The 20,742-nt window shown below is 68.4% G+C and carries 20 protein-coding genes, 2 tRNA genes and 1 pseudogene; 12 read left to right on the top strand and 11 right to left on the bottom strand.

Features of this window, described 5'->3' with window-relative positions; translation table 11 throughout:
* Positions 1-76 precede the first annotated feature (76 nt).
* The 8 genes from ACMGFE_RS05085 to ACMGFE_RS05050 all read left to right on the top strand — a co-directional run bounded on the left by ACMGFE_RS05085 (position 77) and on the right by ACMGFE_RS05050 (position 6,890).
* On the top strand, positions 77-1,084 hold the full coding sequence (locus tag ACMGFE_RS05085; protein WP_436923994.1) for a sodium:calcium antiporter: 1,008 nt from the start codon (positions 77-79) through the stop codon (positions 1,082-1,084).
* Positions 1,085-1,167: 83 nt separating this feature from the next.
* Positions 1,168-1,746, top strand: coding sequence for an NADPH-dependent FMN reductase (locus ACMGFE_RS05080; RefSeq protein ID WP_436923993.1), 579 nt, complete (start codon positions 1,168-1,170; stop codon positions 1,744-1,746).
* 93 nt (positions 1,747-1,839) lie between these two features.
* Positions 1,840-2,877 carry a sensor histidine kinase gene (locus tag ACMGFE_RS05075; protein WP_436923992.1) on the top strand — a complete coding sequence of 346 codons (1,038 nt, stop codon included), beginning with the start codon at positions 1,840-1,842 and terminating at the stop codon, positions 2,875-2,877.
* A gap of 40 nt (positions 2,878-2,917) precedes the next feature.
* Positions 2,918-3,001: transfer RNA gene (locus ACMGFE_RS05070), tRNA-Leu, on the top strand.
* A 211-nt stretch (positions 3,002-3,212) separates the two neighbouring features.
* Positions 3,213-3,926: a TIGR00266 family protein gene (locus tag ACMGFE_RS05065; RefSeq protein ID WP_436923991.1), complete on the top strand. Its 714-nt coding sequence runs from the start codon at positions 3,213-3,215 to the stop codon at positions 3,924-3,926.
* A 151-nt stretch (positions 3,927-4,077) separates the two neighbouring features.
* The gene (locus tag ACMGFE_RS05060; RefSeq protein WP_436923990.1) at positions 4,078-5,088 is read left to right on the top strand and encodes a nicotinate-nucleotide--dimethylbenzimidazole phosphoribosyltransferase; all 1,011 of its coding nucleotides are present in this window, start codon (positions 4,078-4,080) and stop codon (positions 5,086-5,088) included.
* A 207-nt stretch (positions 5,089-5,295) separates the two neighbouring features.
* Positions 5,296-6,102, top strand: coding sequence for a diadenylate cyclase DacZ (dacZ, locus tag ACMGFE_RS05055; RefSeq protein ID WP_436923989.1), 807 nt, complete (start codon positions 5,296-5,298; stop codon positions 6,100-6,102).
* Entirely contained in the window at positions 6,102-6,890 is a 789-nt protein-coding gene (locus ACMGFE_RS05050; RefSeq protein WP_436923988.1) for a mechanosensitive ion channel domain-containing protein, read from the top strand. Before dacZ ends, ACMGFE_RS05050 begins: the two co-directional genes overlap by 1 nt.
* A 49-nt stretch (positions 6,891-6,939) precedes the next feature.
* Here the strand turns inward: ACMGFE_RS05050 and ACMGFE_RS05045 are convergent, their stop codons facing one another.
* From ACMGFE_RS05045 to glmS, 8 genes are all read right to left on the bottom strand, one after another.
* Positions 6,940-7,524: an acyltransferase gene (locus ACMGFE_RS05045; protein WP_436923987.1), complete on the bottom strand. Its 585-nt coding sequence runs from the start codon at positions 7,522-7,524 to the stop codon at positions 6,940-6,942.
* A gap of 132 nt (positions 7,525-7,656) precedes the next feature.
* Positions 7,657-8,949 carry a DUF4397 domain-containing protein gene (locus ACMGFE_RS05040; protein ID WP_436923986.1) on the bottom strand — a complete coding sequence of 431 codons (1,293 nt, stop codon included), beginning with the start codon at positions 8,947-8,949 and terminating at the stop codon, positions 7,657-7,659.
* Between the two features lie 717 nt (positions 8,950-9,666).
* Positions 9,667-9,737 (bottom strand) — tRNA-Gly (locus ACMGFE_RS05035).
* Between the two features lie 66 nt (positions 9,738-9,803).
* Positions 9,804-10,844, bottom strand: a complete 1,041-nt coding sequence (citE, locus tag ACMGFE_RS05030) for an L-malyl-CoA/beta-methylmalyl-CoA lyase (protein ID WP_436923985.1) — start codon at positions 10,842-10,844, stop codon at positions 9,804-9,806.
* Between the two features lie 48 nt (positions 10,845-10,892).
* Positions 10,893-11,987, bottom strand: coding sequence for a 2-methylfumaryl-CoA hydratase (mch, locus tag ACMGFE_RS05025; RefSeq protein WP_436923984.1), 1,095 nt, complete (start codon positions 11,985-11,987; stop codon positions 10,893-10,895).
* Complete coding sequence (locus ACMGFE_RS05020; RefSeq protein WP_436923983.1) at positions 11,984-13,318, bottom strand: methylaspartate ammonia-lyase; 1,335 nt, start codon at positions 13,316-13,318, stop codon at positions 11,984-11,986. Before ACMGFE_RS05020 ends, mch begins: the two co-directional genes overlap by 4 nt.
* Entirely contained in the window at positions 13,308-14,801 is a 1,494-nt protein-coding gene (locus tag ACMGFE_RS05015) for a methylaspartate mutase subunit E (RefSeq protein WP_436923982.1), read from the bottom strand. Before ACMGFE_RS05015 ends, ACMGFE_RS05020 begins: the two co-directional genes overlap by 11 nt.
* Positions 14,802-15,248, bottom strand: coding sequence for a methylaspartate mutase subunit S (gene glmS / locus ACMGFE_RS05010; RefSeq protein WP_436923981.1), 447 nt, complete (start codon positions 15,246-15,248; stop codon positions 14,802-14,804).
* Positions 15,249-15,401: 153 nt separating this feature from the next.
* Here glmS and mct point away from each other — a divergent pair, with 153 nt between their 5' ends.
* Positions 15,402-16,595: a succinyl-CoA:mesaconate CoA-transferase gene (gene mct / locus ACMGFE_RS05005; protein WP_436923980.1), complete on the top strand. Its 1,194-nt coding sequence runs from the start codon at positions 15,402-15,404 to the stop codon at positions 16,593-16,595.
* Between the two features lie 116 nt (positions 16,596-16,711).
* A complete protein-coding gene (locus ACMGFE_RS05000; RefSeq protein WP_436923979.1) occupies positions 16,712-17,023 on the top strand; it encodes a hypothetical protein in 312 nt (103 codons plus the stop codon).
* Here the strand turns inward: ACMGFE_RS05000 and ACMGFE_RS04995 are convergent.
* Both ACMGFE_RS04995 and ACMGFE_RS04990 read right to left on the bottom strand, forming a co-directional pair.
* Positions 17,015-17,662, bottom strand: coding sequence for a class I SAM-dependent methyltransferase (locus ACMGFE_RS04995; RefSeq protein ID WP_436923978.1), 648 nt, complete (start codon positions 17,660-17,662; stop codon positions 17,015-17,017). The two genes, ACMGFE_RS05000 and ACMGFE_RS04995, sit on opposite strands and share 9 nt — an antisense overlap.
* A 16-nt stretch (positions 17,663-17,678) precedes the next feature.
* Entirely contained in the window at positions 17,679-18,713 is a 1,035-nt protein-coding gene (locus tag ACMGFE_RS04990) for a tyrosine--tRNA ligase (RefSeq protein ID WP_436923977.1), read from the bottom strand.
* A 154-nt stretch (positions 18,714-18,867) separates the two neighbouring features.
* On the opposite strand from ACMGFE_RS04990, the pseudogene ACMGFE_RS04985 reads away from it, so the two are divergent.
* A pseudogene (locus ACMGFE_RS04985) lies at positions 18,868-19,077 on the top strand (RAD55 family ATPase); the annotation flags it as partial.
* 394 nt (positions 19,078-19,471) lie between these two features.
* On the opposite strand, the gene ACMGFE_RS04980 reads toward ACMGFE_RS04985, so the two are convergent.
* A complete protein-coding gene (locus ACMGFE_RS04980) occupies positions 19,472-19,729 on the bottom strand; it encodes an HAH_0734 family protein (protein ID WP_436923976.1) in 258 nt (85 codons plus the stop codon).
* 260 nt (positions 19,730-19,989) lie between these two features.
* On the opposite strand from ACMGFE_RS04980, the gene ACMGFE_RS04975 reads away from it, so the two are divergent.
* Complete coding sequence (locus tag ACMGFE_RS04975; RefSeq protein WP_436925149.1) at positions 19,990-20,715, top strand: potassium channel family protein; 726 nt, start codon at positions 19,990-19,992, stop codon at positions 20,713-20,715.
* Positions 20,716-20,742 lie beyond the last annotated feature (27 nt).

The raw sequence follows: 20,742 nt of genomic DNA, 5'->3' as shown, positions 1-20,742 counted from the left end.
CCAGGACTGGCGCAGGCCGCTGGAAGGGCGCGTTCGAAGGGGACACTCCTTTCAGCGCGAGACCGCAATTTCAGCCGTGCCCGGGCTCCTCGTCTCGCTCGCGCTGGCCGTCGTCGCGACCGGCGTCATCTGGGTTGGAAGCGTGCGCTTCGAGCGAGCCGCCGAGCGGCTCAGCAGATACTACGGGTTGCCGGTCGCGGTCCACGGGGCCATCGTCGTCGCCGTCGGGTCGAGCTTCCCCGAGATCAGCTCGATCGCCATCAGCACGGTCGTCCACGGCGAGTTCTCTCTCGGCGTCGGTGCCATCGTCGGGAGCGCCATCTTCAACCTCCTGGTCATCCCCGCGTTCTCGGCGCTCGCGAGCGAGGATCTGGAGGCCACCCGCGACCTCATCCACAAGGACGCCCAGTTCTACGTCATCAGCGTGCTCGTCCTGTTCATCGTGTTCGCCCTCGGCGCGACGTACGTTCCGGGCGGGACGAACCGAGCTGCCGTCCTGACGCGGCCACTCGTCGTCCTCCCGCTCGCCACGTACGTCGTCTACGTCTTCCTCCACCAGCAGGACGCGAGCGAGCACGTCGCGCCGGCCGCACCCGACGTGAGTCCGCTCCGAGAGTGGGGGCGGCTCGCGGTCGTCCTGGTCGTGATCGCCATCGGGGTCGAGGGGCTCGTCCGCGCCGCGCTCTCGTTCGGGGCGGCGTTCGGCACGCCGAGCTTCCTGTGGGGACTGACCGTCATCGCCGCCGGGACGAGCCTCCCCGACGCGTTCGTGAGCGTCAACGCGGCGAAAAACGACGACGACGTCACCAGCCTCACGAACGTCCTGGGGAGCAACACGTTCAACCTCCTGGTCGCCATCCCCGTCGGCGTCCTCCTCGGCGGCGAGGTGACGATCGACTTCCTCGTGGCGATCCCGACGATGGGGTTCCTCGCGTTCGCGACGCTCGTGTTCATCGTCTTCACGCGCACCCGGCTCGAACTCACCGACCCCGAGGCGTACGGCTTCCTCGGCCTGTACGTGCTGTTTCTGTGCTGGATGACTCTGGAAACCGTCGGCGTCATCGATACCGTGATCGGAATATAGGGCGCCTACAGTCCCGGGACGGAGACGCCGCGAGAAGCGGTGGAACCGGCGAAATTTTAGGCGTTCGCCCCGGACGGCCACGTATGTCGGATCAGCCGCACGTCGTCGCCGTCTGTGGCAGCCTGCGGGAGGAGAGTTACACACGCAAAGCACTGCGGATCGCGCTCGACGCCGCCGAGGACGCCGGCGCGAGCGTCGACCTCGTCGACCTCCGGACGTTCGACCTGCCGGTGTTCGACCCCGACGCGGAGGACGCCGGGGACGCGGCTGAACTCCGCGACCGGATCGAACGGGCCGATTCGATCGTCCTCGGGACCCCAGTCTACCACGGGTCGTACTCCTCGGTGGTCAAGACCGCCCTCGATTACTGCGGGTTCGACGAGTTCGAGAACACGACGATCGGACTCCTCTGCGTGGCGGGCGGGTCGTTCCCGGTCACGTCGCTCGACCACCTTCGGTCGGTCTGTCGCTCGCTCAACGCCTGGGTCGTTCCCCACCAGGTCGCCCTGCCGCGAGCGCGGACCAAATTCGACGGCGATTCGCTGCGAGAGGAGGGCGACCGGGACCGGGTTCGGACGCTGGGCCGACGCGTCGTCGAGTACGCGAACATCGAGCCCGACCCGCCCTGTATCGAGAGCACCGAGAACGTCGGCGCCGATTGAACCGCACGGGGGTCCGTGGAACGACCGACTGGCGAACGACACCGCGGACACCGGCACGATATTTTAACCGAGCGGGCGACGCACCGTCTCTCAATGAACGAAGGAGGGACCGTCGCGTGGGTCGGCGGAGCCTCGGAGGGGCGAACAGGGGCGTCTTCCGGGGCCGAAGCGCAACTGGAGCGGAGTGGGTTCGCCGTCGAGCGAATCCGCGTGGACGAACTCGCGGGCGACGTCACGAGCGAGCGGCCGGACTGTCTGGTGTGCGACGCGGACAGTTGCGCGGACGCCGTCGAGGTGGTACGGACGGTCCGTGAGGTCGATCCGGCGGTCCCCGTGGTCGTTCTCGCACGCGAGGGCGACGAGGACCTGGCCCATCGCACCGTCGCGGCGGGCGCCACCGAGTACGTGCCGTCGACCGCCGACGGGGCGCTCGACGACGCGGTCGAGCGAGCGATCGGACGCGGGCGGCCGAGAGGCGACCCGCAACGGCGGTCGCAGACCGATCGAGTCGACGAGTTCGCGGACGTCGTCGGGCACGACCTGCGAAACCCGCTGGGCGCGGTCAGACACCGCATCGAGATGGCCCGTCGGACCGGCGACGACGGGCACCTCGACGACGCGCTCGCGGCGCTCGACCGGACTGGCGAACTGCTGAGCGATCTGACCGCGAGGGCGAGAGAGGCGAGGCCAGCCAGCGACACCGAGCGCGTCTCGCTGGCGACGGTCGCTCGCTCGGCCTGGGAACACGTCCCGACGGGGGAGTCGACGCTGGTCGTGGTCGAGGACCGAACGATCGCGGCCGACCCGAAGCGACTGACGCAGTTGCTGGAGAACCTCTTCGTCAATGCCGCGGAACACGGTCCCGGGAGCGCTGACGAGGGGGTGGAAGTCAGCGTCGGCGTCGACCGAGACGGTTGCCTCTACGTCGAGGACGACGGACTGGGGATCCCCGTCGAAGACCGGAACGCGGTGTTCCAGTCGGACTACTCTACCGCCGCGGACGGGACGGGGTACGGGCTGGTGAGCGTGCGGCGGATTGCGCGGGCGCACGACTGGACCGTCGAGGTGACGGAGAGCGAGGAGGGCGGTGCCCGCTTCGAGGTACGCGGGGCGGAGGTCGGCGACTCGTGAGCGACACCTTCATGAGCGCGACGGGGATAGCGGAAACCGAGCGCGGGTAGCCAAGCCAGGAAAAGGCGCAGCGCTTAGGACGCTGTTCCGTAGGGATCCGCCGGTTCAAATCCGGTCCCGCGCATGAGCGAACGAAGTGAGCGAAGAGCAGGACCGATTTGAACCCTGGAAGTCGCAGTGCGCGCAGCGACCGGAAGGGAGCGAGCACGTCTGGGTCCGGTTCAAATCCGGTCCCGCGCACTGCTCGTGAACACGCGACAGCAGGCCCGAGCGGCGGCGCTGGCAAGTAAACATTAGCAAGATATAAGTAACGGATGAGAGACACTCCGGGTGAGATGCGCTACACGATCGACAAGCGGCCGAGTTACGCGGTGCTGGAAGTGGCGCTGGCGGAGGGTGAGGAGATCGAGACGAAGCCGGGTGCGATGATGACCCAGTCGGCGGGCATCGAGAACGAGACGAGCATCGGCGGCGACGACGGCGTGATGGGGATAGCCAAGCGGGCGATCAGCGACGAGCGGGGGCTGGTCGAAAACAAGTACTACGCGGTGGCCGACGACGCCGAGGTGACGCTCGTGCCGGACCACCCGGGTGACATCACGGCGATCAACGTCACGGAACGAGGGCCGATCAAGTCCCAGTCCGGGTCGCTGCTGGCGTGGGAGCCGCTGGTCGAGCGGTCGACGGAGATGAACAACCGGTCGAATCTGTTCTCCTCGGGCGAGCTGACGGTGCTCGGCATCTCGGGGCAGGGCATGGCGTTCGTCTCCTCGTACGGGTCGATGTACGAGAAGGAGGTGACGCCCGAGGAACCGCTGACCGTGGACGAGGACCACCTCGTGGCCTGGACCGACGGGCTGTCGATGGACCGGCGCAAGGACGGGAGCATCAAGTCGACGATGCTCGGCGGCGAGGGGTTCGTGACGGAGCTCTCCGGTGAGGGCCACGTCTGGCTGCAGACGCGCAACCCGCTGACGCTGATGGCCGGCGGAGCCGGACACGAGGACGACGACGCCGCTGGCGGCCCGAGCGTCGACGACTTCATCTGACGCGACGGGACGGTGTCGAGACCGGACGGGTCAGGACGGATCGGCTCGCTTCGGGGCGGTTTTTCGCGCGGCGATCGTGCCGACGGAGTTAACACGCGGCCGTCGGAACCGCGGGTATGGAACGCGGTTCGAGAGCGACGGGAGGCAGCAGGTGCGCGTAGTCCTGGCCGTCGGGACGACGCGGACCGCGGAGATCGACGGGCTGAGCGCGGCGGGCGCCGACCCGGAGGCGATGGTCCACACGCCGAGCGCCGACGCCGAGATCGTGAGCTACGGCGAACCGGTGCGAGCGCCGGTGGTGCCGGTGAGTCCGACCGGTTGTCCGACGCCGGCGCTGGTGACGCGGGCGGTGCGCGACCTGGTCGGCTTCGACGTGACCTTGGTCGACGCGGGGCTGGCCGAACCGACCGGCGCGCCGACGGTGACGGTCGGGGCGCGGCCCGGTGACGACATCCGCGAGGCGGATCCGGTGTCGACGGCGCCGGGAGCCTTCGCCGCGGCGCGGGAGTTCGGGCGAGCGCTACCCGACGACGAGGTGTATCTCGGCGAATCGATCCCCGGCGGGACGACGACGGCGCTGGGCGTGCAGGCGGCGCTGGGCGAGCGGTCGTCCCTGGGCGACGGCGCGGGCGTCTCCTCGTCGCTGCCGGAGAATCCGGTCGAACGGAAGGAAGCGGTCGTCGCAGACGGACTCGCGGCGAGCGGGCTCGAAGAAGGTGACCTGGCCGGAGACCCGCGGGAAGCGATCCGGCGGATGGGGGACCCGGTGCTGGCGGTGCTCGGCGGGACCGCGCTGGGCTGTCTCGAATCGGGGACCGCCGTCACGCTCGCCGGCGGGACCCAGCTCGCGACGGTCGCCGCGATATTGCGCCACGCGGGCGAAGAACGGCGACTGGACCTCGCGACGACGGCGTACGTCGACGCGGACCCGTCGGTCGACCTCGACGCGATCGCCGAGGCGCTCGACCTGTCGGTGACGGCGACGGACCCGGCGTTCGACGCGGGGGACCACCGCGCCTTCGACGGGTACGTCGCCGGCGAGGCGAAGGAAGGGGTCGCGATGGGCGGTGCGCTCGCGCTCGCGACGACCGCCGGCGTGTCCATGGCCGACGTTCGCGAACGGGTTCTGGAGCGGTACCGATCGCTCCCGATCGACGATTGAACGGGCCCCCGCCATACCCGCAACCGACCCGGCGGCACGGGGTCGCGGGCTGGCGGACGCAGCCCCGCGAAACGTGTCAAACAACAATTGGTTATCGAGGATCGGGTTCGCGGGTTCGGGACGCGTTCCGCGCGTTCGCATGACGAGCGTGCGACGGCGGTCAGACGGGTCGAAACGCTTTTTCCTGTCGGCTGAGTTGATACGACAATGACCGGTCTCGACGACTTTCTCGATGAACTAGTCGCTGATGCGGACGCCGTGTTTCTCTTCTCGCCGGGCAAATCGGACTACGAGACGATGGCCGAGGACGAGGAGACGATCGTCGTGGGCCCGGAGAACGACGTCGAAGCGGAGTCGTTCGTGGAGTTGCCGCTGGAGTTCGAGGACCTGCGCGACCGGGTCCGGTTCGGCGTCGAAGGGGCGGTCGAAAACGGCCACGTCGACGAGGACGCGGAACTGGTCTGTCTGGCTGGGGTGTTCGACGAGGACGCCGACACGGTCACCCGGGTCCGGGCCGACGAGTTCGAGAAGTCGGGCGTCTACGACCTGTTCGCCAACTCGCGGGCCGAGCCCTCGGTCATCCGCGACGTGCTCGAAGTGGCGGTCGAACTCGGCAAGAAGGGCCAGAAGGGCAAGCCGGTCGGCGCGCTGTTCGTCGTCGGCGACGCCGGGAAGGTCATGAACAAGTCCCGGCCGCTGAGTTACAACCCCTTCGAGAAGTCTCACGTCCACGTCGGCGACCCCATCGTGAACGTGATGCTCAAGGAGTTCTCACGGCTCGACGGCGCGTTCGTCATCTCCGACTCGGGGAAGATCGTGTCGGCCTACCGGTACCTCGAACCGTCGGCCGAGGGCGTCGACATCCCGAAGGGGCTCGGCGCGCGTCACATGGCGGCCGGGGCGATCACGCGGGACACGAACGCCATCGCGATCGTCCTCTCGGAGAGCGACGGTCTCGTCCGGGCGTTCAAGGCCGGTGAACTCATCCTGGAGCTCGATCCGGAGGCGTACTGATGCAGATCGACTGGCCGGAGGTCGTCCGCGCGATATTCTCCGAGCAGGGGGCGTTCGCGGCGTCGATCGCCATCCTGCTGTTCGGCGTCGTCTTCAGCTACCTGGTCTGGCGGTGGACGCGGACGCTGCTCAAACGCGCCGGCATCGCGGAGACCGTAGAGGGGACGCCGTTCGAACGCACTGCTCGGGGGTTCGGGACATCGACGATCGGGATCATCTCGAACATCGCGGCTGTTTTCGTCTACGTCCTCGCCATCATCATCGCGGTGAACGTCGCCCGCCTGGGCAACCCCGACGTGTTCTGGACGCGCTTTACGGGGTACCTCCCCAGTCTGTTCATCGCCGCCCTCGCGCTCATCATCGGACTCGTCGTCGGCGACCAGGCGAAGCTGTACGTCGGCGAGCGCCTCCGCAGCATCAAGCTCCCGGAGGTCAGCGTCATCCCCAAACTCGTCAAGTACAGCGTGTTCTACGTGGCGATCCTGATCGCGCTCGGGCAGCTCGGCGTGGAGATCGACGCGCTCCTGATCCTGCTCGGCGTCTATGCCTTCTCGCTGGTCGTCCTCGCCCTCGTCGCGTTCTGGGACATGCTTCGGTCCGGCGCGGCCGGCATCTACCTGCTGCTGACCGAACCCTACAGCATCGGTGACCGCGTCCGAATCGACGACAACGAGGGGATCGTCCAGGAGGTCGACATGTTCACCACTCGCATCGAGAGCGACGGCGAGGAGTACATCGTCCCGAACCGGAACGTCTTCGAGTCGGGCATCGTCCGCATTCGCAATTGACCGGACGCGGCGAACCCGGCGCCGGCCCGGGCCTCGACGTTCTCGCCCGTCAGTCCGCGTCCTCGACGGTCGCCGGAACGCCGGCAACTGTCGCGCCTGGGGGGACGTCCTCGGTAACCAGCGAGTTGGCAGCCACCTGTGCGCCAGCGCCGATCTCGACGCCGGGCAGGACGACCGCACCGGCGCCGATCATCGCTCGCTCGCCGATCACGACTTCGCCGGTCCGGTACTCGTCCTGGAGGAACTCGTGGCAGAGGACCGTCGCGTCGTAGCCGACGATCGCGTGGTCTTCGACCGTGATGAGGTCCGGCCAGAACACGTCGGGCGTCGACTCGAGCCCCCACGCGACGCCGTCGCCGACCGTCACGCCGATACGCCGCAGTAACCAGTTCTTCAGCCGCATACTCGGGCAGACCCGACAGACGAGGACGACGACGTAGTTGATAATCACGCGGAGCGGGTGGCGCGCCGAGGTCCAGTGAAAGATCGAATTGTACGGCCCCCGCGTTGGATGGCGCGTGACTCGGTCGTACCGGGGGTTGGACTCGCCGCGTCCGTTCTCCGACGCCTCGGCCGGACGCGACGGCTCGTCGCTCCGCTCGCCCCGATCGTCGGCCCGTGTGTCCTCGGTCACGACCGACCGTTCGGACGCCGTCGCCTTGAATCTCGTCACATCGATCCGGACAGACGGCTCTCGCTAGCGTCGTTCGAGATCGAAAAAAGGCGAGTCCGCGTCGTATCCGTGGTCCGTGTAGTCAGTCGCTCGCTATGCGCCGGCTTCGGTCGCGGTCTCGGTCGCCGTCTCCTCGCCGAAGCCGTCGTCGGTCCCCGTCTCCGTTTCGGTCTCTTCACCGATGCCGTCGTCGGTCTCCGTCTCGGTGTCGGTCTCCATGCCGCTGTCCGTTTCCGTCTCGGTCTCCGTCTCGTTGTCCATCGCGTCCGTCTCGGTCATCGTCTCGGTTTCCTCACCGACCGTCGCGGTGTCCGTGCCCGCGTCCATGGTCGGGATGGAGACGGTCATGGTCGCGTCCTGCACGGCGAACACCTCGAACGAAGCGCCCGCGGGCGCCTCGTCGGGGTTCACATACCCAGCGGCGATCGCGGAGTAGGCGTTACCGCCCTCGACGCTCAGATCGACAGTGGCGAGCGTCTCGTTCGTCTCGTTCGAGCGGATCTCGACCGTGTAGTCGCCTTCCGGGACGTTCACGTAGTCCGAAGCGTTCTGGAAGGTGACGTTGGACGCGAGAACGGTCTCTCCGTCCTCAGCGACGTCGGTCTCGGTTTCGGTCTCTTCGCCGAACGCGTCGGTCTCGGTTTCCGTTTCGGTTTCAGTTTCGGTTTCAGTTTCGGTCTCCGTTTCCGTCTCGTTACCCATGCCGTCGTCAGTCTCGGTCTCGGTCTCCGTTTCCGTTTCCGTCTCTTCCTGCGCCGCCATGGACATCTCTTCGTCGGTCTCGGTTTCCGTCTCCGTCTCTTCGCCCATGTCGGTTTCAGTCTCGGTCTCGGTTTCCGTCTCCGTCTCTTCGCCCATGTCGGTTTCAGTCTCGGTCTCGGTTTCCGTCTCCGTCTCTTCGCCCATGTCGGTCTCGTTGTCACCGGACGGACCCTCGACGACGACGACGTCGACTGCCTCTGCGTCGGGGGAGAGGTGGACGACGCTGACGGCCGCCATGTCGTCACTCGGCTCCCAGGCGTCGTTCTCGAAGGCAACCGGCTGGAACTCCGTGTCGGAGTCAGTGGTGATCTCACCACTGGCGGCGAGCGTCGCGACCATTCGCGGCTCGACGGTCACGTTGCCCTCGTAGACCACCATGTCAGGCTGCCCGGCCGCGCTGATGGTCACGTTGTACGTGCCCGCGGTGACGTTCATGTACTCGGTCACGTTCCCGAACTCGACGTCTGACGCGACCGTCTCGTTATCCAGTGTCACGTTGACTGCGGGCGCGTCCGGGGACATGTGGGCCAGACGCAGGTACGATGTCTCCTGCGTTTGCGTCTCTGTATCGGCGGCATCCTGTGCGGAGAACGACGCAGCGCCGCTCATCGCGAGTGCGCTCACGACGAGTGTCAGCGCTACGGCTCCGACTATCGCTTTTGTATATCTATCGTAAGTCATCCGAATGACCAGAGGGGCGAGATACACTTTGTTATCCTCCGCCCAGCGACAAACCGCGAATCGTAGGCCGAGGCAATTTCCACGGCGGCCCCGATAGCCCGGCCTTTGTGTGAACCTGTTCCACGCGCTGCCCCATGGGACAACCCCTACCCATATCACTCGCTCCCCGACGGCGTCGTCCCTCCCTGACGGTAATACGGAATTACTCGCGGCTGGACGCCGATACCGACCGTAAACCGGCGTCCTGAGTATCAATCACAGTAACTGGAACCCGGCCGAAGTCACCGAGTGCAACTCCCCCGATGCGAGGGGCCATCGCGAATCGGCGCCCTGGAACTGATACTGGGAAGACAATTTTTCGCCTCGCTCGTATCGAGTTTTCTGATTTTCTTCGTGACGGCTTCGCCTCTCACGTTGGAGACACTACTGCCCGCCGTGGTACCGCGATCCCCGACCTCCCCCTCGACGGATCGATTCGGTTGACTGCGAAAACGACGACTATCGAGGATCGAAACTGATGGGGATCCTCGCTCCGCCCGGGGTTCCGAACTTCAACTCTCGCTGGCGAATTTGCACCCGACGTTCGCCGTAGAAACTCGCTCGCGGGTCGCTCCATTCCACGCCCGCGTCTCGATGTGCTCACTCCGTTCGCGCCTCGCATGCGCCGGCCGGGATTTGAACCCGGGCCATGAGCTTGGAAGGCTCAGGTCCTACCACTAGACCACCGGCGCTCACTTCGTCTTTTTTCGCCGCTAATTAAGGGTGTTTCCTTTCCGACCGAGGCGACGGCGGACGTCTCATCCGAAGTCGAGCGCTACCGAGCGGGCGCGGTCGAGGAGCACGTCGTCGTAGGTCGCTTCGGTCTGCGTGGGATGGTCCTCGTCGATGGCACGGACCGTCTCGACGGTGTTCGCGAAGTTCCGGTAGGTCGCCTCGTCGACCATCTGGCCGTCGAGGACGACCGCGCCGGTCCCCTCGCGCTTGGCCTCGTTGAACCCCGCGACCTTCTCGACGGCCGCTTCGAGCTCGGCTGGCGTCGGCATGTGGACGCGGTTCGCCTGCGCCGTCTGCTTGGGGTGGAGCGACCACGAGCCGTCGAGCCCGATGCGCGCCTCGCGTTCGACCTGGTCCGCGTAGCCCGGCGCGTTGTAGTAGGTCACGCCGGCCCGCTCGTCGAACAGTCGGTCGAAGGGCCCGCCGATAGACACCACTCCGCCAGCCGACGCCTCGTTGGACAGTCGTTCGAGCAGGCCGCTCCAGCGCGGGCGCTCGCCGTCCATCGCGCGACCGCCCAGGTCGGCCGTGTAGTCGACGGGGCCGAACACGAGTCCCGCCAGCCGATCGGTCTCGCCGAGGCGGGCGATGTGGGGGAGGTCGGACACTGCGGCGGCCGTCTCGACGATGACAGCGAGTTCGATGCTGCCGTCGTCGTAGCCGTACTCGCGTTCGGCCTCGGCCACGGCGACGGCCGCGCGCTCTACGTCCCCCAGGCGACCGACCTTCGGCACGACGACGCCGTCGAGGTGATCGCCCACGGCGGCGACGAGCGTCTCGATCTGATCCCGGCCGCGGTCGCGATACTCGGCGTCGTCGTGGGCCCACTCGACGCGGGGCCAGATCTCGCCGCCGAAGTCCGGTGCGTGGGCGGGGATCCGATCCACGACGTTCTCGACGGCTTCGGCTTTCATGTCCGGCGCCGTCCCGTCCTCGACGTCCGGGACGAGCCAGTCCGGGGTCTCGAACCCCTCTGCGGTGAGGCCCGATTCGAGGTACTTCGCCGAGTCGTCTCGCGGGACGGCGGCCGGTGCGGTCTGGAACGTGCGGCAGAGTCGTGTCATGTGTGGATGTCTCGCGTGTCGTCAGTCGGTGCGTTTTCTCGCATATCGTCAGTCGTCGCGGCGGTCGACGAGCGCCCGGCGAGTGCCGGAGTACACCGGCCGCGCGTCGTCGGTGAACGCGACGTGCTCGAAGGTGATTTCGCCCGCTCGCGACGGCCCGCTCGACCCGTCCGCGTCGAGCACGCGGGTGAAGCCGAAGACGGTGTCGCCGGCGGTCACGAAGTCGTGGAACCGCTCGTCGTCGAAGCCGAGTTCGCGGTAGGTCCGCTCGTCGGAGCGAGCGTGCCCGAGCGCGGTCGAACGGGTGACGTCACCGTAGGCGACCGGTTCGCCCGACGGCGAGTCGGCCATCGCGGCGGCGTTGTGGTGCTGTCGGGCGGTGTTGAGCGTGGCGAGCGGCAGCGCCGCGACGGTGAACGCGTCCATCGTCCGCCCGCGCTCGTGTCGGTAGGCGACCGCCGCGTCGCGGTCTGCGGCTTCCTCCAGCGCCTGCCGGAAGTCCTCGAACGCGCCGCCCTCCGGCGTGACGAACGTCTCCGGGAGCGACGGCTGGCCGGATTCGGGCTCCTCGACCGCCGATTCCGCTGCGTCGCCACTCGCCGATTCCGACCGACCTCCGTCGGTCGCGGCGGGCTCGCGGCGCGGGATCAGGTTCGTCCGCTCGTAGGACGCCAGGAGTTCGCCCGTCCCGGCGTCGACACCGCGGGTCTCCCAGGTGACGATCCCGTACTCGGGCCGGGAACTCGACGTTCGCGTCGCCTGCACGGTCGATTCGACGCGTAGTTCGGTCCCGTACGGGACGCCGTGCCGGTGGAACCGCACGCCGTCGCGACCGAGGAAGTACCCGCCCTTCTCGCTCAGGTCCTCGACCGAGGGTCCCATCACGCACGCGAGGAGGTAGTCCGGGTGGACCGGCGTGGCGTCGAAGCCGCGGTCGCGTGCGGCGTCGGTCCGCCAGAACGCCGGGTCGTGATTGAGCGTCTGGCTCATCCACGTCTCCGACCCGTGACGAGTCAGCCGGAGGCCCGGCGCGTGTTCGATCACCGCGCCGTCGGCGAAGTCCTCGAAGTAGTTGCCCTTCTCGCGTGTCTCGACGCGGTCGAGCGCGGCCGCGAACGTCTCCGGGTCCGTCCAGTCGGTCATCGGCGACCACCGCCCGAACCGTCCGCGGCAACCTCCGGTCCGGCACGCTCCCGCCGCGCGAGCGTCCGCCGCATCTCGTTGGTGACGACCATGTACCCCTCGTCGAAGCCCATCCCGGGTTTCGCGAGCAGTTGCGCGGCGTCCGTGGCCAGCGCGACGTGGACGCAGGCGCGGGCCGAGACGGCCGTCTCGTTGCATGTCCCGCCGAGGTACGCGCGGGTGTCCGTCCCCTCGCACTCGGTCACGGCGCGGGCGCTCCGCTGGATCCCGCCCAGGTCCGGCGTCTTCACCTGCACGACGTCGGCGGCCCCGGCGTCGACGAACGCCCGCACGTCGTCGAACGTGTTACACCACTCGTCGGCGACGATATCGACCGGGACGCCAGCGTCGGCCAGTCCGTCCCGTAGTTCCGCCATCGCCGCGATCTGCTCGGCGCGGCCGCCGGCGTCCATCGGCCCCTCGACCTGGAGCGGGTACGGGTCCGCGGCCGCGGCCAGGTCCGCGAAGTAGTCCGTGACCTCCGCGCGGTCGTACGGCGGACCGAACAGCGCTCCGATGGTCCCGTAGACGTCGACGTGGAACCGCGGTCGGTACCCGTCCGGACCGAGTTCGCCGGCGCGTTCGCCCAGCCACGCCAGGTACTCGACGAGTCGCTCGCCGTCGCTCCCGAGTTTGGCCTCGCTGTTGAACAGGCCGTGGGGCAGGACCGGCACGCCCTTGACGAGCATCTTCTCGGCGTTCCGCCGGCGTGCGTCGCCCGACTGCCCGAAGATAGGCACCGGCTCGGTTGCGGGGGTCGTCCCCAGCGCGTCCGCCAGGACGTCCGTCGGTGTGACCCGTCTCGCACGAGCGGCGGCCGCGGCCAGCGCCTGCGAGACGCCGTAGCGGACCGCCGTGTGCAGCGCCTGACCCGCTCGCGGGCCGCCCCCCTCCTCGCTCCCCGCATCGGGCTCGCTGCCGTCGTTCGCTGACGGCAGCAGTTCGACGAGGGAGACGTTATCGGCGAACGCCCGCGGGTCGCGGCCACGGAGCGCGTCGGCGACGGGTCCCTCCACGACCGGGGCGTACTCCTCGGCGCGGAAGAGCGGGTCCCGGCCGCCGGCGCCGGAGTACTGGACGGCGGCGCAGTCGCCGCGGACGACGCTGCCGTCGGAGAGTTCGAGTTCGACGAGCAGCGCCTCGCCGGCCTGGCGGACGGCGTCGAAACCTTCGGTGACCGGTTGGCCCCCGTAGGTGAACCCGTCCTCGGGGGCGCCGGTCTTGATGGCCCGCTGGTCGTCGAAGTAGAAGCCGGAGACGCCCGGGACCGCCCGGACGGCCTCAATCTGCATCGCTCTCACCTCCCGGGTGACCGACGTCGTCACCCGGTCCTCCCGAGTCGGCGTCGCTCGCTGACGGGCGGCCGATCAGCTTCCCGTCGCTGATGGCGTCGACGTCGTCGGCGACCATCCGGAACGAACGACTGCGGCCCTCCGTGCGCGCTCGCTCGTCGAGGCGGGCCTCGTGGATCTCCCTCGTCTCCGCGGACACTGCGAGGTCACCCCATTCGAGGACGCGGACGCGGCCGTCGTCGTCGCGGGCCGGCAGGACGGCGGCCTTCGCGCTGTCGCTCGGCGCGAAGGGCACGTCGAGCCCCCCAGATTCGAAGGCGGCGACCACGCCGCGGGCCACGTCGCCGTCGCCGTGGTCGAACACCGTCTCGATCAGCGAACGCGCCGTGCGCTCGATGAGGGACTGTTCCTCGTCGATGCCGTCGATGAGGATCTCCTGTTCAATCATCATATCAATGAGCTGTCTGGTCGTGCGCAGGCCGGCGGCGTTGGCCTCGCGGGTGGGGACGCCCCGGAACTCCTGGGGAGACTTGGTGATGACCTTGTCCGGGCGGGCGAGCGCGGCCGTCGCGCCGCCGAGGCCGATGACGCCGTTGGCGCGGGCCTCGTCGGGCGGGAACCCGCCCATCCACTCGTGGAAGACGGTCGTGACGGCGACGTCGTCCGGGAGGTACTCCTCGCCCAGTTCGCGGAGGGCGCGCAGCGCCGCCACGTCCTGGACGACGTTGCCGACCTGGCCGTATCCGAGCGTGAGCGAGCGGACGCCCTGTGTCGCCGCGAGCAGTCCCTCGACGACCATCACCGCGATGGCGATGGCCGGCGGGACGAGCGTCCCGGTGAGCGGGCCGAACGGTTCGCGGTTGATCCTGACGCCGCGCTCGGTGTAGGCGCCGCAGAGCCGGTCGACGAACTGCCAGTGTTCGATCGTCTCGGCCAGGTCGTGCTCCTTGGTGTACGGGATGTTGTAGGAGATCGGACCGCCCTCGAAGCTCTGGAAGCCGCCGGCGAGCGTCACGACGGCGAGCAGCCGGGCGTCCGGCGTCCCGTGGCGGACCTCGACCGGCGCGTCGAGCGACCGGACCAGCTCCCGACAGGCGTCGACACCGTGGTTCACCGCCGGGAAGCCGTTGAGCGTGTCGTCGCCCGACTCGCGGGCCTCCTCCAGCCCGCGTTCGGCCTTCTCGTACTCGTTGTCGCGGGTGTAGGAGTCGATTGTCGTCGGGAGCAGGTCGGCCCCGCCTTCGGATTCGAGGTGTTCGAGCAACTCGATCTGGTCGTCGAGCCGCGGGACGCCGGCGCGGGGCTGGAGGAGCGGTCGGTCGGCCGACTCCAGGACGGTCGCGAACTGTTTGCCGGCGGGCAGCGAGTCGTGGAACTCGATCGCCTCGTCGAAGTCGGCGTCGGCGCCGGTGGGCCACCGGCCGCGCAGTTCGGATTCGGTCGCGCGTAGCTGGTCGCCCGGAATGCGTTCGTCGCGGAGCATCTACGAGTTCACGCTGACCCTGTCGGTCTCGGGCTCGGTGGCCCGCTGGTCGAGGTCGCGTTCGAGCGAACTGACGACCGCCTGCGGGTCGGTCTCGGCGTCGAAGACGCGGTCGAAACCGAGCTCGCGGAACAGCGACTCCGTCTCCGCCCAGTCGTCCTGGCCGACGGCGAGGTTCCCGCCGATGTACGTGACCGCGTCGCAGTCGGCCGCGGCGAGTCCCTCGTGGAGGCCCTCACAGTCCTGCTCGGCGTGTCCGTAGAGCGAGGAGACGAGTACCGCCCCCGCGTCCTCGGACTCCGCGGCCGAGACGAACTCGGCTTTCGACGTCTGCACGCCCAGGTTCTCGACGTCGAACCCGGCGGCTGTGAGCGCCTGTTCGAGGATCGTGATGCCGACGACGTGGGCGTCGGACCCGATCACTCCGAGGATGACTGTCTGCCCCATGTGAGTGTCTGCACCGATGGCACCCACCATCATAAACATAATGGTCTTTCATGATAGTCTTGGCAACCGTTGTCACAGGCACGGACTGCGGCGAACGGAAGTATGTAATGATTTATCACTAGCGTTTATGTCGGGCGAGCACATGGGGGGCGTATGAGCGCACTGTCGGACCTGCGCGTGATCGATCTGACACAGGTGCTGGCCGGGCCGTACTGCACGATGCTGCTGGCGGACATGGGCGCGGACGTCGTGAAGGTAGAGCGGCCGGGCGGGGACCTCATCAGGTCGAACCCGCCGTTCGTCGAGGGGGCCGAAGCGGAGGCCTACGGGGGGTACTTCCAGAGCGTCAACCGCAACAAGCGGTCGCTAGAGCTGGACCTCGGGGACGACCAGGACCGCGCCGACTTCCTGTCGCTCGTCGAGACCGCCGACGTGGTGGTCGAGAACTACCGCGCGGGCACGATGGAGCGGTTCGACCTCGGCTACGAGACGTTGCGCGACCGCAATCCCTCGCTGATCTACTCGTCGATCCGCGGGTTCGGCGACCCGCGGACCGGCGAGACCGACCGACAGGGCCAGCCCTCCTTCGACCTGATCGCACAGGCGCTGGGCGGCGTGATGGCGATAACCGGCCAGCCCGACGGCCCGCCGACGAAGGTCGGCCCCGGCATCGGCGACCTTTTCACCGCCGTGCTCAACGCCGTCGGCATCCTCGCGGCCGTCCACCACCGCGACCGCACCGGCGAGGGGCAGTACGTCGACACCGCGATGTACGACGCGATAGTCTCGCTGTGCGAACGCACCGTCTACCAGTACTCCTACACGGGCGAGGCGCCCGGTCGCCGCGGGAACGCCCACCCGACCCTGTTCCCGTACAACGCCTTCGAGACGACCGACGGATACGTCGTGATCGCGGCGTTCTCCGACGGCCACTGGCGCGCACTCTGCGAGGCGATGGACCGGGCTGACCTCGCGGCCGACTACCCCACCGGCGCCGACCGCCTCGCCGCGCGCGACGACCTCCGCGAGGAGATCGCCGAGTGGACGCTGACCCGGTCCTCAGCGGCCGTCGTCGAGGCGCTCGACGGGTCGGTTCCCGCGGCGCCGGTCCAGGACACGAGCGACGTCTTCGCGGACCCGCACGTCCGAGCGCGGGAGATGCTCGCCACCGTCGAACAGCCGGGGGTCGACGAGCCGGTCACGATCGCCGGTAACCCGATCAAACTGTCCGAGACGCCCACGGGCGTCGACCGCCGCGCGCCGCTGCTGGACGAACACCGCGAGGAACTGCTGGACTCGCTGGCGCGGGCCGGGGACGACGGCGAACAGGTCAGAAGCGACGACTGATCGCTCCGAAACGGCCGGCGATCCGTCGAAGCGGGTTCGTCCGCTTCCGATATTAGCTGTGAAAGTCGAGGGCGACCATTTATATAGAAGGCTGAGAGACGCTGAGAGAGTCATCGATGACGGGCACGAACGAGGCAGCGGGTCGACAGCCGCCATCGACCGTCGAAGAATGTGACGACGGCGTGACGGAGCCGGACAAACCGGATACGGGGTCGGTCTGGTGGGCCGAACTATCACTGGGCGCCGTCTGCTGGCTCTCGGCCGGCGGGGTCGCTATGACGCAGACGTCGGTCGGTCCGTTTTCCGACTTCAGATTCGTCTACGGCACGATCTCTGCGGTACTGTATTTCGTCGTCGCGATGACCCTGGGCCTGAGCTTCCTCCGGTCGGGGATCCAGCGAGCGCCGGGGAGAGACCGGCTACGCTGACCGGACGACGGCGTAACAGTTGCCGCTCGACAGTTCGAACTCGACGAGCGCCAGCCCGCTGTCGGCGACGTCCGCGCGGAACTCGTCGGGGTCGTAGATGTGGTAGAAGCGGTCCACCGTCTCGCCGCCGGGGAGCGTCCACTCCACGGTCGTGTCGAACCCCTCCGTCTCCGCGAAGCGGTCGTGCGCCGTCGACCACGCGCTCACCAGCGCCCGGCCCGCGGGGTCGAGCGCGCGAGCGAGCTCGTCCAGGCTCGCGACGCGACGCTCCCGCGTCGGCACGTGGGGGAGCGTCGCGACGTAGACCGCGAGGTCCACCGCGTCGCTCCTGACCGGCAGCCTCGCCGCGTCGGCCTGGCCCAGTGCGTACGAGTAGCCCCGTTCTGCGGCCCGCGCGCTCGCCTCGCGGAGGATCCCGCGGCTCACGTCGAGCCCGACGGCGAGGTCACAGCGCTGTGCGAGCAGTTCGGTGTGGCGCCCGTTGCCGCAACCCACGTCGAGACCCACGTCGCCGGAGCGGCCGTCGAGGAAGTCCTCGACCTCCGGCCAGGGGTACTCGCGCGTCTTCGAGAAGTGCTCGGCGATCCGGTCGTAGGTGTCGCGAACAGACGTCGTCTGCGGGCCGTCGGCCGGCGTCATCGGTCACCCATTCCGGTCAGTCGTACTTCTCGGGGTAGGCCTCGCGGAGCAGGTCCGGTTGCTCGTCGAGGCGCTCGCGAACGGGCGCGATGACCTCCGAGATGGCCTCGCCCGCGGAGGGCTTGAGGTCCGCGGGGTGGAGTTCGCCCGAGAGGAAGTCCGCTTCGAGGGCGTCGTAGTCCTCGTAGGTGAGGTCCCCGCCGTACTCCTCGGGACGCTCGACGACGAACGTCTCGCCGCGCTCGTCGAGGACCGGGAAGACGAGGTACTCGAGGTACTCCAGCACGCCGTTGTCCTCGCGCTCGCCCGCGGGGCAGTAGGCGGCCTGGATCTTCTCGACGACCTCCTCGGGGGAGTCGTTCAGGTTCACCTTCGAGGACTCGTCGGAGGCCGACATCTTCCCGCCCGAGAGGCCCGACAGCAGCGGCGCGAAGACGCAGACTGGCGCCTCACCGCCGTGGTCGGGGAGGATCTCCCGGGAGAGCATGTAGATGCCGCGCTGGTCGATCCCGCCGTAGGCGACGTCTGCGTCCAGCGCGTCCACGTCCAGGGTCTGCATCAGCGGGTAGAGCAGCCCGCCGAGCTTCGGCGAATCCGACTCCCGGACGACTTCGCTGCCGGCCCGCTGGGCGCGGCTGAGCGTCGTCTCCGCGGCCATCCGCAGGAGTTCGAGCGTGTAGTCGGGGTCGAGTTCGAACTCGCTCCCGCGGACGAACGAGATCTGCTCGGCGTCCGCGCCGGCGGCGTCGATCATCGCCTCGATGGTCGCCTCGTAGTAGTCCGAACGGGCGTCGAGCAGGTCGAAGGGGCTCTTGTTGTCGTCGAGGTGAGCGTGCAGGTCCGCGATGAGGACCGTCACCTCCATCCCGGCGCCGAGGAAGTCCGCGAGTTTGCGCATCGTCGTGAAGTGCCCGATGTGCATCTCGCCGGTCGGCGCGTACCCGATGTAGACCGACGGGTCGCCCTCCGCGAAGTGCGCTTCGAGTTCCGATCGCTCGACCACCTCGGCCGTGTTCCGCGTCGCGAGTTCGAGCCGCTCGGCCGTATCCATGTCCGCACGTCCCACCGGGCGAGATTAAAGGGTTTCTTTCGGCCGAGAACGCCTATCACCGCCCCGATACGTTTTTCCGTCCGGTGGTGGCGACGGGCGGATACCCAAATATGTCGACACGACCGAGTTGCCTGGTGGAACGCATTTCGGGACGATGCCCCTCTCGACCGGGTGCGAACGGCTGGACGCGCTACTGGGCGGCGGCCTGCCGCCGAACCACAGCCTCCTCGTGTCCGGCCCGCCCGGGACGGGGAAGACCACGCTCCGGATGCAGTTCCTCCAGGCCGGACTCGACGACGGCGAGGACTGCCTGTCCGTCGGCACCGAGCAGACGCTGGCGGAACTCGAAGACACGCTCGACCCGTACCCGTTCGACCTGCGCGCGGAGAACCCCGAACCGCTCCTGGAGCGACTCTCCCCCCGGCAGGTCCGGGAAGCCCGCTACCGGGCGGCCGCGCGTCACACCGGCGAGGACGACGTGGTCGTCTACACCGTCAACCCCGCGATTCAGGACAGGGCGCTCGTGGAGTTCTTCGTCGACACGAGTCGACAGACGCTGCGGATCGAACGCGCCGACGACGGCATCGAGTGGCTCACGCTGAAGAATCGCCGACCGGGTCGCCGGGGACGAGCGCGGTCGTCGACTACGCCGAGGACCCGCCGTACGCCGACCTCGTCTAACGGGGCGACGACAGGGAGACAACAGGTGCTTCGGGGCTCACGAGTTCAGGTCGAAGCCGGTCGGAACGGCGACCGGTTCAGGCCGAGGCGCTCTCGACGAGTTCGACGGCCTCGGCGTCGACGGCCTCCGTGTCGAGGAAGTTGGGGATGTAGTCGCGGCGCTCGTAGACGTCGCGCTCGTCTTCGGTGCCGACGGTGCACCACAGCTGCGGTCGGTCCGGACCGTGCCACTCGCCCTGGCGGGCGACGCCGAAGACGACCAGCTCCTCGCCGTCGACCGAGATGACGGCGTCCTTCCGGAATCCGGGGTCCCCGTGGACGATCAGCTTCTTCATGCCCGTCGCTTCGGCGGAGGCGTACTTAGTGACTTCGAAGCCGCGGCGAGTTCGGGCAGTTGCGCGCCGTTTCCACCGCACTCGGCGGACCGCGGGGACGCGCGCGAACTCCCGACGGGTCGCGTTCGTCTCTCGACGCGACGGCATCTCCTCCCGATTCGGGCCCGTAAAGACTGCAAGGAGACATTATGTGTTAAGAGGAGACGCTTATCACCCCCGACGAGAGCGAGAGATCCGTGGCAACCGAGTACGTTCGAGCGATGGCGGGCCGACCACTGCTGCGTCGGGTCGTGCGGCCGGTGGCCGCGTTCGCGGTCCTGGTCGCCGCCGGCGTCGCCGGGTTCGCCGCGCTCGCGGACGTCGGGGTCGTCGAGGCGCTGTTCTGGTTGCTCGACCCGACCAGCATCGAACTGTACGTCGAGTCTCACGACGCGCCGGCGCGAGCGCTACGCGCGTACGGCATCGTCGTCGAGTCCGGGCTCGTCCTCGCGGGCCTGTGGATCGGCGAGACGGTCCTCTCGGCGACCTTCGGCGGTCAGATCGGCACGGAACTCAGACAGATGCAGGTAGAACGCTCCATCGACGACTGCGAGGATCACGTCATCGTCTGCGGGTACGGTACCTTCGGCAAGACGATCGCACGACGACTCCGCGACCGCGACCGGTCGGTCGTGGTCATCGAGAGCCAGGAGACACAGCACGAGCGCGCGCTCGACGACGGGCTCCTCTCGGTCCGGGGGGACGCCCGCCGCGAGGGGATGCTGACAGCGGCGGGCGTCGATCGAGCTGAGACGGTCGTCGGCGCCGTCGACGATTCCAACGTCAACATCCAGGTCGCTATCACGACCGGCGAACTGGCGCCCGAGGCGACCGTCGTGGTCCGCGCCGGCGACGAGATGTACGAGTCCGTCGCCCGGCGGGCCGGCGCGGACGAAGTGATCGTCCCCGAGGTTGTCAGCGGCGAACAGGTGACGACCACGCTGTAGCCCAGTGCGGCCACGCGACGACGGGCC

The sequence above is a fragment of the Halosimplex amylolyticum genome (genome assembly GCF_051414035.1).
GTDB lineage: Archaea > Halobacteriota > Halobacteria > Halobacteriales > Haloarculaceae > Halosimplex > Halosimplex amylolyticum.
This window is presented reverse-complemented; position numbering and strand designations above follow the sequence as displayed.

What these genes read in the sequence shown, in the direction of transcription:
- ACMGFE_RS05080 (WP_436923993.1), top strand. Translation starts at nt 1,168, where the DNA reads ATGTCGGATCAGCCGCACGTCGTCGCCGTCTGTGGCAGCCTGCGGGAG.
- ACMGFE_RS05075 (WP_436923992.1), top strand. Translation starts at nt 1,840, where the DNA reads ATGAACGAAGGAGGGACCGTCGCGTGGGTCGGCGGAGCCTCGGAGGGG.
- ACMGFE_RS05065 (WP_436923991.1), top strand. Translation starts at nt 3,213, where the DNA reads ATGCGCTACACGATCGACAAGCGGCCGAGTTACGCGGTGCTGGAAGTG.
- dacZ (WP_436923989.1), top strand. Translation starts at nt 5,296, where the DNA reads ATGACCGGTCTCGACGACTTTCTCGATGAACTAGTCGCTGATGCGGAC.
- ACMGFE_RS05050 (WP_436923988.1), top strand. Translation starts at nt 6,102, where the DNA reads ATGCAGATCGACTGGCCGGAGGTCGTCCGCGCGATATTCTCCGAGCAG.
- citE (WP_436923985.1), bottom strand. Translation starts at nt 10,844, where the DNA reads ATGACACGACTCTGCCGCACGTTCCAGACCGCACCGGCCGCCGTCCCG.
- mch (WP_436923984.1), bottom strand. Translation starts at nt 11,987, where the DNA reads ATGACCGACTGGACGGACCCGGAGACGTTCGCGGCCGCGCTCGACCGC.
- ACMGFE_RS05020 (WP_436923983.1), bottom strand. Translation starts at nt 13,318, where the DNA reads ATGCAGATTGAGGCCGTCCGGGCGGTCCCGGGCGTCTCCGGCTTCTAC.
- ACMGFE_RS05015 (WP_436923982.1), bottom strand. Translation starts at nt 14,801, where the DNA reads ATGCTCCGCGACGAACGCATTCCGGGCGACCAGCTACGCGCGACCGAA.
- glmS (WP_436923981.1), bottom strand. Translation starts at nt 15,248, where the DNA reads ATGGGGCAGACAGTCATCCTCGGAGTGATCGGGTCCGACGCCCACGTC.
- mct (WP_436923980.1), top strand. Translation starts at nt 15,402, where the DNA reads ATGAGCGCACTGTCGGACCTGCGCGTGATCGATCTGACACAGGTGCTG.
- ACMGFE_RS05000 (WP_436923979.1), top strand. Translation starts at nt 16,712, where the DNA reads ATGACGGGCACGAACGAGGCAGCGGGTCGACAGCCGCCATCGACCGTC.
- ACMGFE_RS04995 (WP_436923978.1), bottom strand. Translation starts at nt 17,662, where the DNA reads ATGACGCCGGCCGACGGCCCGCAGACGACGTCTGTTCGCGACACCTAC.
- ACMGFE_RS04990 (WP_436923977.1), bottom strand. Translation starts at nt 18,713, where the DNA reads ATGGATACGGCCGAGCGGCTCGAACTCGCGACGCGGAACACGGCCGAG.
- ACMGFE_RS04980 (WP_436923976.1), bottom strand. Translation starts at nt 19,729, where the DNA reads ATGAAGAAGCTGATCGTCCACGGGGACCCCGGATTCCGGAAGGACGCC.
- ACMGFE_RS04975 (WP_436925149.1), top strand. Translation starts at nt 19,990, where the DNA reads ATGGCGGGCCGACCACTGCTGCGTCGGGTCGTGCGGCCGGTGGCCGCG.